General features: G+C 69.9%; 12 protein-coding genes. 3 read left to right on the top strand and 9 right to left on the bottom strand.

Going from position 1 to position 15,060, the window contains the following annotated elements; all coding sequences use genetic code 11:
* The first annotated feature begins 6 nt into the window (after positions 1-6).
* Positions 7-2,853: an ATP-binding protein gene (locus tag LZP97_RS23865; RefSeq protein WP_017681649.1), complete on the top strand. Its 2,847-nt coding sequence runs from the start codon at positions 7-9 to the stop codon at positions 2,851-2,853.
* A gap of 19 nt (positions 2,854-2,872) precedes the next feature.
* Here the strand turns inward: LZP97_RS23865 and LZP97_RS23860 are convergent, their stop codons facing one another.
* Positions 2,873-4,069: an acyl-CoA dehydrogenase family protein gene (locus LZP97_RS23860; protein ID WP_040273744.1), complete on the bottom strand. Its 1,197-nt coding sequence runs from the start codon at positions 4,067-4,069 to the stop codon at positions 2,873-2,875.
* A 106-nt stretch (positions 4,070-4,175) separates the two neighbouring features.
* Between LZP97_RS23860 and LZP97_RS23855 the strand changes: the two genes are divergently transcribed.
* Entirely contained in the window at positions 4,176-4,949 is a 774-nt protein-coding gene (locus tag LZP97_RS23855; protein WP_017681651.1) for a PIG-L deacetylase family protein, read from the top strand.
* Positions 4,950-4,958: 9 nt separating this feature from the next.
* On the opposite strand, the gene LZP97_RS23850 is transcribed toward LZP97_RS23855, so the two are convergent.
* Complete coding sequence (locus LZP97_RS23850; RefSeq protein WP_010594600.1) at positions 4,959-5,906, bottom strand: helix-turn-helix transcriptional regulator; 948 nt, start codon at positions 5,904-5,906, stop codon at positions 4,959-4,961.
* A 94-nt stretch (positions 5,907-6,000) separates the two neighbouring features.
* Here LZP97_RS23850 and LZP97_RS23845 point away from each other — a divergent pair, with 94 nt between their 5' ends.
* The gene (locus LZP97_RS23845; RefSeq protein ID WP_010594601.1) at positions 6,001-6,594 is read left to right on the top strand and encodes a TIGR03086 family metal-binding protein; all 594 of its coding nucleotides are present in this window, start codon (positions 6,001-6,003) and stop codon (positions 6,592-6,594) included.
* Positions 6,595-6,664: 70 nt separating this feature from the next.
* Here LZP97_RS23845 and LZP97_RS23840 read toward each other — a convergent pair whose 3' ends face one another.
* From LZP97_RS23840 to panD, 7 genes are all read right to left on the bottom strand, one after another.
* Complete coding sequence (locus LZP97_RS23840; RefSeq protein ID WP_010594602.1) at positions 6,665-9,190, bottom strand: ATP-dependent Clp protease ATP-binding subunit; 2,526 nt, start codon at positions 9,188-9,190, stop codon at positions 6,665-6,667.
* A gap of 256 nt (positions 9,191-9,446) precedes the next feature.
* Positions 9,447-10,877 carry a phospholipase D-like domain-containing protein gene (locus LZP97_RS23835; RefSeq protein WP_026137980.1) on the bottom strand — a complete coding sequence of 477 codons (1,431 nt, stop codon included), beginning with the start codon at positions 10,875-10,877 and terminating at the stop codon, positions 9,447-9,449.
* A 319-nt stretch (positions 10,878-11,196) separates the two neighbouring features.
* Complete coding sequence (locus tag LZP97_RS23830) at positions 11,197-11,547, bottom strand: histone-like nucleoid-structuring protein Lsr2 (RefSeq protein WP_010594605.1); 351 nt, start codon at positions 11,545-11,547, stop codon at positions 11,197-11,199.
* A gap of 102 nt (positions 11,548-11,649) precedes the next feature.
* A complete protein-coding gene (gene lysS / locus LZP97_RS23825; RefSeq protein WP_010594606.1) occupies positions 11,650-13,158 on the bottom strand; it encodes a lysine--tRNA ligase in 1,509 nt (502 codons plus the stop codon).
* Between the two features lie 76 nt (positions 13,159-13,234).
* Positions 13,235-13,678 carry a rhodanese-like domain-containing protein gene (locus tag LZP97_RS23820; RefSeq protein WP_048773415.1) on the bottom strand — a complete coding sequence of 148 codons (444 nt, stop codon included), beginning with the start codon at positions 13,676-13,678 and terminating at the stop codon, positions 13,235-13,237.
* A gap of 87 nt (positions 13,679-13,765) precedes the next feature.
* Positions 13,766-14,608, bottom strand: coding sequence for a type III pantothenate kinase (locus LZP97_RS23815; protein WP_048773416.1), 843 nt, complete (start codon positions 14,606-14,608; stop codon positions 13,766-13,768).
* A gap of 2 nt (positions 14,609-14,610) precedes the next feature.
* On the bottom strand, positions 14,611-15,048 hold the full coding sequence (gene panD, locus LZP97_RS23810; protein WP_003935999.1) for an aspartate 1-decarboxylase: 438 nt from the start codon (positions 15,046-15,048) through the stop codon (positions 14,611-14,613).
* Positions 15,049-15,060 lie beyond the last annotated feature (12 nt).

The following is a 15,060-nucleotide window of genomic DNA, read 5'->3' as shown; positions in this document are numbered from 1 at the left end:
GGAAACGTGGCCACGGGTGGCGACCGGGTGCGGGTCGAGGTGCTCGGCCCGATCCGCGTGCTGGACGGGGATCGTCGGGACATCACTCCCGACGGGCTGCTGCAGCGGCGCCTGCTGGCCCTGCTGGTGCTTCGGCGGGGCCGGGTGGTGCCCGCGCACTCCGCCGTCGACGCCCTGTGGCCGTCCAGGCTGCCGGCGGATCCGGCCGCCGCCCTGCAGAACCACATGTTCCGGCTGCGTCGTGGCCTGCCCCACGGCCTGATCGAGTCCGTCGGTGAGGGCTATCGGCTCGATCCGGCCCGCGTGGAGGTCGACGCCGACCGCCTCGTCGCGGTCTCGACGGGGGGAACGACCGATGCAGCCGAGATCGAGGCCGTGCTCGCGCGCTGGCAGGGTCCCGCCTACCCGGAGCTCGACGACGTGGACGAGGCCCGCGTGGAGGCGACGCGGCTGGAGGAACTGCGGTTCCGGGCCCGCGAGGTGCGGGCCGAGGCGCGGCTCGCGCGGGGCGACACCGACGGCCTCGTTGCCGAACTGGCCGCACTGGCCGACGCGCAGCCGTCGAGGGAACGACCGCGTGGGCTTCTGATGACGGCGCTCGCGGCAACGGGACGCCGGGCCGAGGCGCTGCGCGTCTACGACGATTTCCGGCGGCTGATCGGCGACGAGCTGGGCATCGAGCCGTCGCCGGCACTGGCGGCCCACCACACGGAACTGCTCGCCGGTGCCACCGATCGGGTGTGGGCTCCGGTGGGCAGGCTGCCGGTTCCGGCGACGTCACTCGTCGGCCGGGACGCCCTCGCTGCGGAGGTGACCGGGCTGACGGAGTCGGGGCGACTGGTGACCCTGGTCGGCCCGGGTGGGGTGGGCAAGACCCGGCTGCTCCTCGAGACCGGGCACCGGCTCCGCGCCGCCCGCCCGGACCGTCCGGTGGTGCTGTGCGAGCTGGCCACCGCCGAGCCGGACTCCGCGGTCGATGTGGTCGCCGCCGCCCTGCGGATCGACGCCCGGCCCGGCACCGCACTCGCCGAGCGGGTGGCCGACGTGCTGGGCGAGACCGAGATCGTGCTGTTGCTCGACAACTGCGAGCACGTGCTCGAGCCGATCGCCGCCTTCGTCGAACGCCTGCTCGGCACATGTGCGCACGTGCGGGTCGTGGCGACGAGCCGGGAACGGCTCCGCGTCGTGGGCGAGCACGTCCGCAGGGTGCCGCCGCTGCCGTACGACGGCGAGGACGCCCCGGCCGTGCGGCTGTTCGAGGAGCGGGCGCGAGCCGTCGTCCCCGGCTTCGAGCCGGACGGGAGGGAACGTGCCTGCATCGCCGAGATCGTGCGACGCCTGGACGGGTTGCCGCTGGCGATCGAGCTGGCGGCGGCGTGCCTACACACCCACGAGGTCGCGGAGGTCGCGGCGGGCCTGGACCACCGCTTCGAGCTGCTGGCGTCGGGGTACCGCACGACCCCACGGCACGCGTCGCTGGCCGCGGCCGTGTCGTGGTCGTTCGGGCTGCTCCCGGAGGATCTGCGGCGGACCTTCGCGGACCTGTCGGTGTTCGCGGGCTCGTTCGACGCGGCCGACGCCGCGGCGGTCTGCGGCACGGATCCCGGGACGACCGTCGCGGCGTTGACGCACCTCGTGGAGCGTTCGCTGGTGATGCGGATGCCCGGTCGCCGGTACATGCTGCTCGAGACGTTGCGGGCGTTCGGCGCCGAACAGCTCGTCCGTGCGGGCCGAGCCGACACGGTCGCGGAGCGGCACGCCCGGCACCTCGTCGACTGGGTCGACCGTGCGGATTCCCGACTGCTGCAGCCGGGTGAGCCGGTCCTGTCGCAGATCGACGCCGCCGTACCGGAGTTGCGCAGTGCGCTCGGCTGGATGCTCGACCACGACGAGATCGCCCCGGCGGGCCGACTCGTCAACGCCCTGCTGGACTACGGAATCTTCCGGTTGCGACCGGACGTACTGAACTGGGCACGGATGGTGATCGCCGCCGACGCGGAGGGACGGAGCCCGTTCGCCGCGCGCGTGCAGGTGGTGGCCGCCTACGCGGCGTGGATGTCCGGCGACGTGACCGAGACCGGCCGGCTCAGTGCCGCTGCGCTGCGTGCGGTGGAGCGGGTGAAGACCGAGCCGGCGGCCGAAGCACTGACCGTCCGCGGGAGCTACGAGTTGTTCGAAGGTCACCTGGACGCGGCCGCCGCCTGGTACCGGCGGGCCGCCGCGGCAGCCGTGCACGACCCGGCGCAGCGCCTCATGGCACGTGCCAGCGAGCTGCTGCCGCTGGGCTATGCGGGCGCACCGGCCGCCGTCGGGCTGGCCGCGGCACTCCTCACCGAGATCGGCGATGCACGCACACCGCACGCGGCGTACGTCTGGCACTGCGCCGGGGAGGCGGACCTGGCGGTCGACGTCGAACGGGCCCGCGCCCGCTTCGCACGGGCACTGGAGATCGCGGAGCAGACGAACGCCTCGTTCGTCACCGGCCTCGCCGGTGCGTCGAAGGCGTCCATCGACGCCCGGATCGGTGACCCCGTGGCGGCCGCCGCCGAGTACCGGCGGCTGATCCCGCACTGGCGGCGGGCCGGGATGTGGTCGACGCAGTGGACGATGCTGCGCTCGATCGCCGGACTTCTCGAACGCCTGGGCCGCTACCGGGACGCCGCGGTGCTCGAGGGGGCCGTGCGTACGACAGCGGCCGGTCACCGCATCTTCGGTGCCGACGAGGTGGCTCTGGACGATCTCGGCGTGCGGTTGCGCACCGAGCTCGGCGACGACGAGTACGAGGCGGCGCGGCGGCGCGGGGCGCTGCTCGACGGCGAGGCCGCCGCCGAGCATGCGCTCCGCGCCCTGTGACCGCGGGGGACCCGGGACCTCACCATCGGGGCTGTTCGCCGAGGATGCCGAGCAACGACTTGCCGACGAGTTCGTGGGTGAGCGCGTCGTTCCCGGGGTGGAATCCCCCGCACCGCACGTCGCGGTAGAGGCGTTCGAGCTCGTTCCCGGTGAACATGCCGGCGCCGCCGGCCACGTCGAGGGCGATGTCGACGACCCGTTTGGCCGCCTCCACCGCTCGCCACTTCATCGCGTACACCTTGGGAACCCATTCGTCGCCGTGGTCCGCGCCGGCCACCCGGTCCGCGACGAACCGGTCGAGCGTCGCCGAGGCGGCGTCCAGCTCGAGATACATCTGTGCAACCTGATGCTGCACGAACGGGTTGTAGGCGTATGCGCCCCGCTCGATCGCCACCGAGGTCTTGCGGCGGGCGCTGCGGACAGCGAGTTCGAGGGCGCGGTCGGCGATCCCCAGATACACCGCCGCCATGAGCGCGAGCGGCCACATCGTCATCGCCACGAGAAACGGATCGCTGCCGTCGCCCGCGGGAACCACCCGCCCGATGCGGTCGTCGGGCACGAAGACGTCGTCGAGGACCGTGTCGTGGCTCTGCGTCGGCCGCATGCCGAGGGTGTCCCACGTCGGCACGACGTTCACCCCCGCGCTGCCTCGCTCGACGAACGCGTGCACGATGTGCGGCCCGCCGGCCGCGTCCGCGTCGACGGCATGCGCGCCGAGCCACCGCCACGCCGGACCGTTGGAGCCGAACTGTTTGCGGCCGGTCAGGCGGTAGCCGCCCGCCACGCGCTGCGCCCTGCACGTCGACAGGAGCACCGGGATGTCGTTGCCCGTCTCGGCGTGTCCGGCAGCGAACACGTCGCCGGCCGCCGCGGCCTCCGAGATCCAGCGGAGCGACGTGTCGCCCGTGCGTTCCAGTTCGGTCGCGATCCCGATCCAGTACGAGTGCATCGTCATCGCGAGCGCAGTGGCCGGTGCATAGCGCGCGAGGCGCCGCTGACTCGCGGCCAGCCGGGCCAGATCGAGACCCCATCCCCCGTAGCGGACGGGTACGGCGGCGGCGAGGTAGCCGGCCGCTCGCAGTTCCGCGAGGTCCTCGTCGAAGTAGGAGTTGGACCGGTCGAGTTCGCCGGCACGGGAGCGGAACCGCTCCAGCATCTCTGTCGGCAGCTCGGCCGCCCCGTTGCGGGTCGAGTTCATGGTGAGTGTGGTGTCCATGGCCACGACGATGCGCCGGTCTGCTCCCACCGCGCTCCCACCGGATCACACCGCCGTGAGAGCACGTGGGGGCGCCGTGGGAGTCCTCTCCCGCACCGTGACAGGCATGAACGCGACGACCTCCCGGCTCGGGACGATCCTGTCGATCTGGGCCCACCCCGACGACGAGACCTATCTCGCGGCGGGGATCATGGCCGCCGCCCGCGACGCCGGCCGGCGCGTCGTGTGCGCGTCGGCCAGCGCCGGCGAGCACGGAACCGCAGATCCTCGCTCGTGGCCGCCGGAACGCCTGGGCCGGGTCCGCCGCTGGGAGGCGGCCGCCGCCATGGCCGTGCTCGGCGTCGAGGAGCACCACGTCCTCGGCCTGCCGGACGGCGCCCTCACCGATCACGACGACGCCGGTCTCTCGTGGGCCGGCCGGCTCCTCGACGACCTCCGCCCCGACACGATCCTGACCTTCGGTGCCGACGGAATGACCTACCACCCGGATCACAACGCCGTGCACCGCTGGGTCACCCGCGCCTGGCGTGACCGCGGCGGCCGGTCCCGGTTGCTGTACGCCACGCCGACCGTGGAGCATCTCGACCGGTTCCGGGACCTCTACGAGGAATGGGGCATGTACATGAGCGACGAGCGCCCCACCGGCATCCCCGAAGAGCAGCTCGCGGTCCACGTCCGGCTGCAGGGACCCGAGCTCGACCGCAAACTCACCGCACTGCGGGCCATGGCCACCCAGACCGGCGACCTCGTCGCGCGGATCGATCCCGCGATCTACGCGGCCCAGATCGCGGAGGAGGCGTTCGTCGACGCTCTCCGCGTCCCCGACCACGACGAGGCAACAACAGGCACGGCGAGGACAGGCACGGCGGCGGCGGTGTGAGAGGCAGGGCTACCGGTGCCGCTCGGCGAGGTGCTCCGCCGCCGACCGGACCTGTTCCCGGAGCTCGGGCGGTCCGAGCAGCTCGGCGTCGTCCCCCAGCTGCCACATCGCGGCCCCGGCGTGGCCGGCCCCACCGAACTCCACCTCGGTCTCCCACCACCCGTCGCCCGTGGGCCGCTGCGTGACGATGCGGATCGCGATCACCGCGAGGTCGTCCCGGCGCCGGTCCCGGATCTTCACCGCGGCGGTGACCGTGCCCAGGCCGGCCCGGAACTCGGCGCGGTGCCGGCGCCAGATCCGGGCGAGATCGACGTCGGGCGGGCGGTGCGCCGCGGTGTCGAGCAGTTGCACCCGTTCCATCCGGGAGAGGCGGTAGGTGCGTTCGGCGCCGCGATGCAGGGCTACGAGGTACCAGCGGCCCGCCGCGCTGACCAACCCGAGCGGATCGACGGTCCGCCACCGCGTCTCGGCGCCACGGGAACGGTAGTGGATGCGCAGACGACGATCGGTGAAGACGGCCTGCTGGACGACGCCGAGGTGCTCGTCCCGCCGGTGGTCGACCACCCACCCGGACGAGCTGACGACGATCCGCTCCCCGACGCGCGCCGCGGCGGTGCGCTGCGCCTCGGGCAGCGCGACGGTCACCTTCCGCATCGCCGAGGCGAACGCGGGCGCCATGCCGAGCGAGTCGGGCGTGGCCGAGGCGCTCGCCGCGAGCAGGGCGGTCGCCTCGTCGACGGTCAGACCGGTCAGGTCGGTGGTGAAGCCGGGCAGCAACGAGAACCCGCCGGCGCGTCCGCGTTCGGCGTAGACGGGGATGCCTGCCGTGGACAACGCCTCGACGTCGCGCAGCACGGTGCGCACCGAAACCTCGAGTTCCCGGGCGATTGCGGGCGCGGTCATCCGGCCGCGGTGCCGCAGCAGCAGGACGAGGGACAGCAACCGATCCGCGCGCATGCCGGCACTCTCGCAGAGATACCTGACAGGAGATGTCGTGTTTGGAAGGAAGCATCGTGTCCGCCGACATCGACACACCACCGGGAGGCCCGACATGAGCACCGTCACCGATCCCCGTCCCCTCTACCGTGACGCCCTGGCATGGGTGGACACGCTGTTCGCGCAAGTGCGCCCCGAGCAGATGACCGACCCGACTCCCTGCCCGCAGTTCGACGTGCGTGCCCTGCTCGGCCACCTCGTCGCGACCGTGGACAGGGGGCGGGTGATCGGCAGCGGCGGCGACCCGTTGAGCATCCCGGAATTCCTCACCGGTGTCCCCGACGACGCGTGGCGGGCCGAGCTCGAACGGGCGCAGGCCCACTACCGGAAGGTGTGGAGCGACGACGACGTGCTCGACCGGTCCGTCGTCGCGCCGTGGGGAACGGTACCCGGACGCGCCGCGGTGCTGAGCAACCTCAACGAGGCCCTCGTGCACGGATGGGACCTCTCCGCCGCCACCGGTCTGCAGACCGAGCCCGACGCGGCGCTCGTGGAGGCCGCGTTCGCCGTCGCGCGCCGCAGCATTCCCGCAGCCCGGCGCGGCGGACGGGTGCCCTTCGGCACGGTCGTCGAGTCCGCACCGGATGCGAGCCCCCTCGAACGGCTCGCGAACTGGTCCGGGCGGGAGACCGCCGCGTGGCGGCGCTGATCCGGACACACCGACGCCGACGGGCGGCACCCGCAGAGGGTGCCGCCCGTCGGCGTTCGTTACAGCAGGACTACTCGGCGTCCTTGGCCAGGGCCACCGCCGGGGTGTCGGGCACCGCAGCCGGCTTCTCGCTCGGGGTGAAGGTGAACTTCGCGTTCTCGCCGGCACCCTCGCCGTCCCAGCCTTCGACGTCGACCAGGACGATCTGGCCGGGGCCGATCTCGTTGAAGAGAATCTTCTCCGAGAGCTGGTCCTCGATCTCGCGCTGGATCGTGCGACGCAGCGGCCGGGCGCCGAGGACCGGGTCGAAGCCGCGCTTGGCGAGCAGCGACTTCGCCTTCTCGGTGAGCTCGATGCCCATGTCCTTGTTCTTCAGCTGCACCTCGACACGACCGATCATCAGGTCCACCATCTCGATGATCTGCTCCTGGGTGAGCTGGTGGAAGACGATGATGTCGTCGATGCGGTTGAGGAACTCGGGCCGGAAGTGCTTCTTGAGCTCGTCGTTCACCTTGAGCTTCATCCGCTCGTAGTTCGACTCGGCGCCGGTGCCCTTGGTGAAGCCCAGGCCCACCGCCTTCGAGATGTCGGCGGTACCGAGGTTCGAGGTGAAGATCAGCACGGTGTTCTTGAAGTCGACCGTGCGTCCCTGGCCGTCGGTGAGGCGGCCGTCCTCGAGGACCTGCAGGAGGGTGTTGTAGATCTCCTGGTGGGCCTTCTCGATCTCGTCGAACAGAACCACGGAGAACGGCTTGCGGCGCACCTTCTCGGTGAGCTGGCCGCCCTCTTCGTAGCCGACGTAGCCCGGAGGGGCACCGAACAGGCGCGACGCGGTGAACCGGTCGTGGAACTCGCCCATGTCGATCTGGATGAGCGCGTCGTCCTCGCCGAACAGGAAGTTCGCGAGCGCCTTCGACAGCTCGGTCTTACCGACGCCGGACGGGCCGGCGAAGATGAACGAACCGGCGGGACGCTTCGGGTCCTTCAGGCCGGCGCGGGTACGCCGGATCGCTTTGGCGACGGCCTTGACGGCGTCCTCCTGGCCGATGATCCGCTTGTGCAGCTCGTCCTCCATGCGGAGCAGACGGGTGGTCTCCTCCTCGGTGAGCTTGAACACCGGGATGCCGGTCCAGTTGGCGAGAACCTCGGCGATCTGCTCCTCGTCGACCTCGGCGATGACGTCGAGATCACCGGCGCGCCACTGCTTCTCGCGCTCGGCACGCTGCGCGACGAGCTGCTTCTCCTTGTCGCGCAGGTTCGCGGCCTTCTCGAAGTCCTGCGCGTCGATCGCGGACTCCTTCTCCCGGCGCGCGTCGGCGATCTTGTCGTCGAACTCGCGCAGGTCCGGCGGCGCGGTCATCCGGCGGATGCGCATGCGCGCACCGGCCTCGTCGATGAGGTCGATCGCCTTGTCCGGCAGGAAGCGGTCGTTGATGTAGCGGTCCGCGAGGCTCGCCGCGGCGACCAGCGCCTTGTCGGTGATGGACACGCGGTGGTGCGCCTCGTACCGGTCGCGCAGACCCTTGAGGATCTCGATGGTGTGCTCGACCGTGGGCTCGCCGACCTGCACCGGCTGGAACCGGCGCTCGAGCGCGGCGTCCTTCTCGATGTACTTGCGGTACTCGTCGAGGGTGGTGGCACCGATGGTCTGCAGCTCGCCGCGCGCCAGCTTCGGCTTCAGGATCGACGCCGCGTCGATGGCGCCCTCGGCGGCACCCGCACCGACCAGCGTGTGCAGCTCGTCGATGAACAGGATGATGTCGCCGCGGCTGTTGATCTCCTTGAGGACCTTCTTCAGGCGTTCCTCGAAGTCACCGCGGTAACGGCTGCCCGCGACGAGCGAGCCGAGGTCGAGGGTGTAGAGCTGCTTGTCCTTGAGGGTCTCGGGGACCTCACCGTTGACGATGGCCTGCGCCAGGCCCTCGACGACGGCGGTCTTGCCGACGCCCGGCTCGCCGATGAGCACCGGGTTGTTCTTGGTGCGACGGCTCAGGACCTGCATCACGCGCTCGATTTCCTTCGCGCGTCCGATGACGGGGTCGAGCTTGCCTTCGAGCGCAGCCTGCGTGAGGTTGCGGCCGAACTGATCGAGCACCAGCGACGTCGACGGGGTGCCGGCCTCGCCACGGCTGGTGCCGGATTCCTGGGGCTCCTTGCCCTGGTATCCGGAGAGCAGCTGGATGACCTGCTGACGGACCCGGTTCAGGTCGGCGCCGAGCTTGACGAGCACCTGCGCCGCGACGCCCTCACCCTCGCGGATGAGGCCGAGCAGGATGTGCTCGGTACCGATGTAGTTGTGTCCGAGCTGCAGCGCCTCACGCAGGCTGAGCTCGAGCACCTTCTTGGCACGGGGCGTGAACGGGATGTGACCCGAGGGGGCCTGCTGTCCCTGGCCGATGATCTCCTCGACCTGGCTGCGGACGCCTTCGAGGGAGATCCCCAAAGATTCGAGCGACTTGGCCGCTACGCCCTCGCCTTCGTGAATGAGGCCCAGGAGAATGTGCTCCGTGCCGATGTAGTTGTGGTTGAGCATCCTGGCCTCTTCCTGAGCCAGGACGACGACGCGCCGCGCGCGATCGGTGAACCTTTCGAACATCGCACTCCCTCACACTCTCCGGCCGACAGGTCCGGTACGCGGATCGTTCCGGACCCGGCTGCCGCGTTTCGCTCCGGCACTCGAGTCGTCGAGTGGAACCAGGTTCCACGACCCCACTCGACACTCTAGTTGCCGCCGTTTCGAGGCGCTGCCCCTCCACCCGATCGGCACCGGCGGCAACTCCGGCTACGAGGGGTAACGCCGCACGTCGACCCGGCGTTCCCACCTCCGTGTACGCCAGCAGCGAACACGCTGCTCAGCGGGGCATCAACCGGCGAATGCGCTGTCCGACGCGCTGCGGGGCGCGTTCGGGGTCGACGAGTTCGTTCTCCGCGAGGGGGCTGTCCTCGTCGGCGACGGTGCCGGGCTCGAACCGCTCGAGCGTCCGGCCCGGTCCGCGCAGCCGTTCCACCGCGGCGACGAGCGAGCCTTCGGACCGGACGGCGGAGGCGACGTCCTGCGGGGACACCCCCAGGTGCTCGGACAGCAGACGCTCCCGCATCTCGACGACCGCACGGCTGATGTGGTCGCCCTCGTGATCCGCCTCGACGAAGAGATCGCACTCGGTGTCGAAGCCCAGGGACCGGTTGTTCAGGTTCGACGAGCCGATGCGCAGCAGCACGTCGTCCATGACGACGACCTTCGCGTGCACGTAGATCGGCGCTCCGCCCGCGGTGACCGGGTAGTAGGCGGCGAACCGCCCGTGGACGTCGGCGTTCCACAGCATGTGCAGCAGCTTGCGACGGGCACCGTCCATCGCCTTCTGCTCGAGCCATCCCTCGGCGTTGCGCGGCAGGACCAGCACGATCTGCGGGCCGTCCGGTTCGTGCAGCCGCTTCGCGAGGGCTTCGGCGAGGGTCCGGGACGCCAGGTACTGGCTCTCCATGTAGAGCGTGCGACGGGCGCCGGCGATCACCGCTAGGTAGAGGGCTTCGATCTCCCGGACCTCGGCGCGGTCGCGGAGTTCGGGCAGGGTGCGGGCGACGGCGACGTCGACATCGCGCAGCGCCGGGCGCAACCCCTCGGGCCAGATGGTGTGATCGGCCTCGACCGGCTCGAGGTCCTCCCCGGTCGCAGCCTTCCACCGGGCACGGGCCTGCTCGCCGATCGCGCGGGCGGCCGCGCCGTCCACCGCGGTGGTGACGTCGTGCCACGGTCCGTACCGGCGACCGTTCGGCTCCCGCCGGTAACGGCTGCGGTCGGGATGTTCGCTGGTGTCCCACCGGTCCACGGTCATGTCGATGCCACCGCAGAACGCGACGACGTCGTCGATCACGATGATCTTCTGATGATGCGCCGCTCCCACGGGGTGAGCACCGTCGATCTCGAGCCGGAGCCGGGGGTCGCTCAGCCAGTTCAGCACGAAGACAGGTGTCATCCCGCGTCCGATGGCGGCGAATGCGCCGATGTTCCACTTCAGCAGCATCACCTCGAGATCCGGCTGCCGACGTGGCAACCACTTGAGGAAGGCACCCAGCCGGTTCGGTCCCTCGAGGGTCTTGCGATCGGGTTCGAATTTGATCCTCGTGTCGAAGTCCCACCCGATCAGGAGGATCCGTCTGCGAGCCTGCAGCATCGCCGACTTGGCGTACCGGAAATAGTCTGCGGCGTCGACGATGCAGGCGAGACGATCGGCCCGATCGACCCGCCAGCACGTCTCGCCCGGGGCGGCAATCCGCTCTGCCATGGCCGACACGCTACCCGGGAATCTCGCCCGCGCGCCGCGAGAGACGAAAGGCCGGGCAGTTGTGACGATTGTCTCCGCTTCGCCACAGCGCACCGTTCCGAGCGACCGATCCGCTTTCCGTGCGAATAGGGAACGAAATCTGCGCGCCACGACGACGAGGCGATATCCGGGACTGTTGTCGCGGATATCGCCTCGTCGGCCGGAAGACGGCACCTGTGCTCGGTGTGCCTTTGCGGCTTTGCCGCCGGTGTGCCTTTGCGGCTTTGCCGCCGGTGTGCCTTTGCGGCTTACCGCCGGTGCGCCTTGTCGAGCCGTGCTGTCAGTGTGCCTTGTTGTAGGCCTCGATGATTTCGGCGGAGATGCGTCCCCGGGCGGAGACGGGCATGTCGTTGTTACGGGCCCATTCCCGGATTTCCGCGGTTCGTTCCGAACCACCACGCGCGGACTTGCGCGCTGCGGGCGCGGTGGGCACGACCTTCGCGCGCTTGCGGCCACCGACCTTGCGGGCATGGGTGACCCAGAACTCCAATTCTTCCCGGAGCTTGGCCGCGTTTTCCTCGGACAGATCGATCTCGTAGGTGACTCCGTCGAGCCCGAATTCCACGGATTCGTCCGCCGCCGTCTCCCCGTCCACATCGTCGATCAGGGTAACGGTGACTTTCTTTGCCATGTGCTGCAAATCCTCTCGAATGAAGAAGCGCGGCCCCCCGCGGTACGAGACAACAATACCCGGGAATCAATTCATGGCAATACGGAAATCGAATGCGACCAATTACCTCGCCGGACGAACAATTGGGAACAGGATTGTTTCCCGGATTCCGAGGCCCGTCAGCGCCATCAGCAATCGATCGATTCCCATGCCGGTCCCGGTCGTCGGAGGCATTCCCTGTTCCATCGCCGCGAGGAAATCCTCGTCGAGGACCATCGCCTCGTCGTCACCGGCGGAGGCCAGCCGCGCCTGGTCGACGAACCGCTCGCGCTGGATCACGGGGTCGACGAGTTCCGAGTAGCCGGTGGCCAGTTCGAAGCCGCGTACGTACAGGTCCCATTTCTCGGTCACACCGTTCTTGCTGCGGTGCTGCCGGGTGAGCGGCGAGGTCTCGACGGGGTAGTCCCGCACGAACGTCGGCTCGTGCAACTGGTCGCCGCACTGGTGCTCCCACAATTCCTCGACGAGTTTCCCGTGGCCCCAGCCCTTGCCCTCCGGAACCTCGAGACCCACCCGATCGGCGAGCGCATGCAGCTCCTCGAGGGACGTCTCGGGCGTGACCTCGGTGCCGATGGCCGCGGACAGTGACGGGTACATCTCCATCACTTTCCATTCGCCGCCGAGGTCGTACTCGGTGCCGTCGGCGAGGGTGACGACGTGGGTGCCGAACACCGCCATCGCCACCTCCTGGATGAGCTCGCGAATCATCGTCGCCGAATCGTCGTACGTGCCGTACGCCTCGTAGGTCTCGAGCATGGCGAATTCGGGCGAGTGCGTGGAGTCCGCACCCTCGTTGCGAAAGTTGCGGTTGATCTCGAAGACCTTCTCGATGCCACCCACCACGCAGCGCTTGAGGAACAGTTCCGGCGCGATGCGCAGGTACAGATCCATGTCGAGCGCGTTCGAATGGGTGACGAACGGACGCGCCGTCGCACCACCGTGCAGGGTCTGCAGCATCGGGGTCTCGACCTCGAGGAAGCCGCGCCGCTCGAGGGCATTGCGCAGCTCGCGCACCACCGCGACACGCATGCGGGCGTTGGCGCGGGCCTCGGGACGCACGATCAGGTCGGCGTAGCGCTGCCGGACCCGGGTCTCCTCGTTCATCTCCTTGTGCGCGACCGGCAGCGGGCGCAGCGCCTTGGCGGCCATCTGCCACGAGTCCGCCATGACGCTGAGCTCGCCGCGACGAGAACTGATCACCTCGCCGTGCACGAACACGAAGTCACCGAGGTCCACCTCGTGCTTCCACGCCGCGAGGGATTCCTCGCCGACACCGTTCAGGCTGATCATCGCCTGCAACTGGGTGCCGTCGCCCTCCTGCAGCGTGGCGAAGCAGAGCTTGCCGGTGTTGCGGAAGAAGATGACCCGGCCGGCGACGCCGACCTCCTCACCGGTGACGGTGTCGGGCTCGAGGTCGGGGTACTTCTCGCGGATCTCCGCGAGGGTGTGAGTGCGCGGAACGACGACGGGATACGCGTCCTTGCCCTGCGCCAGGATCCGTTCGCGCTTCTCGCGGCGGATACGGATCTGCTCGGGGGTGTCGTCGGACTGCTGAACCGGTGCATCACTCACGGGTGACCAGACTATCGGACCGCGTCGGACGCCCGCGCAGGACCGACGCGCCCGGGGAGACCGGCGCCCCGACGGATCAGTGTGCGGTGACGCGCGCCACGTCGTCCTCGACGTGCGGGGCGGCGGCGATCGCACCGGTCACCCCGGCCGCCGCCAGGGCCGCGTACCCGCCGACGAGACCGGTGACGCGGCGCAGGCCGAGGGCCTGCAGCCCCGCGACGACGGCATCGGTCTCCGCGCCGGAGGCCGAGACCACGACCCACTCGACGTCACGGTCGACGGCCACCGCCAGGCGCTCGTCGTCGGCGGGATGCAGACGCCGGGGCAACAGTTCCGCGGAGATGGCCAGGGCACCGGGCAGGGTGCCCTGAGCGGCGCGCTCGGCGTGGGAACGGATGTCGACGACCACCGCGCCGCGCGCGACGGTCGCGGCCAGTCCGGCCGGATAGATGCGCTCGGTGGTGAGCGGGAGGGGATGGGCGGGTGCGGCGACGAAGGATGCAGCAAGCGCAGTGCGCATGAGAGAGACTCCAGGAAGGTGTGAACGGTCGAGGCGGACGTCAGCCTCGACAACACTCCTGGGCGCTCATGCAGCGGATCACGGCGACTATTCTTGCACAGGATCGCGGTGGGCGGAACCCACTGCGGCGGATCGGGCGCCGCGCCGTGCGAGATTGCGCTCGTACACCAGGCGCAGCCCCTCCAGCGTCAGGTCCGGTTCGTGGTGCTCGAGCATCTCGGATTCCGGCATGATCAGCGGCGCACGGTCGCCGGTCCCGATGACCGCGACGTCGTCACCGTCGAAGCCGCGCTGCTCGGAACGCACCAGCCGCACCAGCCCGTCGACCATCCCGGCGAATCCGAAAACCGCACCGGACTGCATGCATTCGACGGTGTTCTTGCCGACCACGGCGCGCGGGCGCAGCAGCTCCACCTTGCGCAGCGCCGCGGACTGGGAGGCGAGCGCGTCCATCGACACCTCGATGCCGGGGGCGATGATGCCGCCGAGGAACTCCCCCTTTGCCGAGACCACGTCCACGCACGTGGACGTCCCGAAGTCCACCACGATGCACGGACCGCCGTAGAAGTGGTGTGCCGCAAGACTGTTGACGATGCGGTCGGCGCCGACCTCCTTGGGGTTGTCGACGAGCAGCGGCACCCCGGTGCGCACGCCCGGTTCGACGACCACGTGCGGCACGTGTTCCCAGTAGCGGGCCAACATCACCCGGATCTCGCGCAGCACCGACGGCACCGTGGACAGCGCGGTCACCCCGGTGATCTGATCGACGTAGCCGCCGAGCAGGCCACGGAAGATGAGCGCGAGCTCGTCGGCGGTCATCCGCGGATCGGTACGCATCCGCCAGTCCCGCAACAACTTCGCATGCGAGCCGCTGCCGGTGAACAGACCGAGGACGACGTTGGTGTTCCGGACGTCGACGGCGAGGAGCACTGTTACACCAACGAACCGGAGTCGAGCGTGGCGAGCATGCGCGGGGTGATCAGACCGGAACCCTCCGGCGCGTGCGCCGGATCGTTGCCGAGTTCGACCTGCCGGTTGTCCGCGTCGACGAACACCACGCGCGGGTTGTAGTCGCGGCATTCCTGCTCGTTCATCACGCCGTAGGCGATGAGGATGACGAGATCGCCGGGGCTCACGAGACGTGCTGCGGCACCGTTGATCCCGATGACGCCGGAGCCTCGCTCGCCCGCGATGACGTAGGTTTCGAGACGGTTGCCGTTGTCGATGTCGACGATCGCGACCTGCTCGCCCTCGAGCAGGTCGGCGGCGTCCATCAGGTCCTGGTCGACGGTCACCGAGCCCACGTAGTGCAGATCGGCGTGGGTCACCGTGGCGCGGTGGATCTTCGACTTCATCATCGTGCGGAACATGGTGTCTCCTCA

This window comes from Rhodococcus sp. DMF-1 (assembly GCF_021441945.1).
Classification (GTDB): Bacteria; Actinomycetota; Actinomycetes; order Mycobacteriales; family Mycobacteriaceae; genus Rhodococcus; species Rhodococcus ruber.
Note: the sequence above shows the minus strand (reverse complement) of the source record. Positions and strands in the feature narration are given on the sequence as shown.

Excerpts from the sequence above, each read along its gene's own strand:
- LZP97_RS23830 (WP_010594605.1), bottom strand. The coding sequence starts at position 11,547 with ATGGCAAAGAAAGTCACCGTTACCCTGATCGACGATGTGGACGGGGAG.
- panD (WP_003935999.1), bottom strand. The coding sequence starts at position 15,048 with ATGTTCCGCACGATGATGAAGTCGAAGATCCACCGCGCCACGGTGACC.
- LZP97_RS23835 (WP_026137980.1), bottom strand. The coding sequence starts at position 10,877 with ATGGCAGAGCGGATTGCCGCCCCGGGCGAGACGTGCTGGCGGGTCGAT.
- LZP97_RS23850 (WP_010594600.1), bottom strand. The coding sequence starts at position 5,906 with ATGCGCGCGGATCGGTTGCTGTCCCTCGTCCTGCTGCTGCGGCACCGC.
- LZP97_RS23840 (WP_010594602.1), bottom strand. The coding sequence starts at position 9,190 with ATGTTCGAAAGGTTCACCGATCGCGCGCGGCGCGTCGTCGTCCTGGCT.
- LZP97_RS23860 (WP_040273744.1), bottom strand. The coding sequence starts at position 4,069 with ATGGACACCACACTCACCATGAACTCGACCCGCAACGGGGCGGCCGAG.
- LZP97_RS23855 (WP_017681651.1), top strand. The coding sequence starts at position 4,176 with ATGAACGCGACGACCTCCCGGCTCGGGACGATCCTGTCGATCTGGGCC.
- LZP97_RS23845 (WP_010594601.1), top strand. The coding sequence starts at position 6,001 with ATGAGCACCGTCACCGATCCCCGTCCCCTCTACCGTGACGCCCTGGCA.
- LZP97_RS23820 (WP_048773415.1), bottom strand. The coding sequence starts at position 13,678 with ATGCGCACTGCGCTTGCTGCATCCTTCGTCGCCGCACCCGCCCATCCC.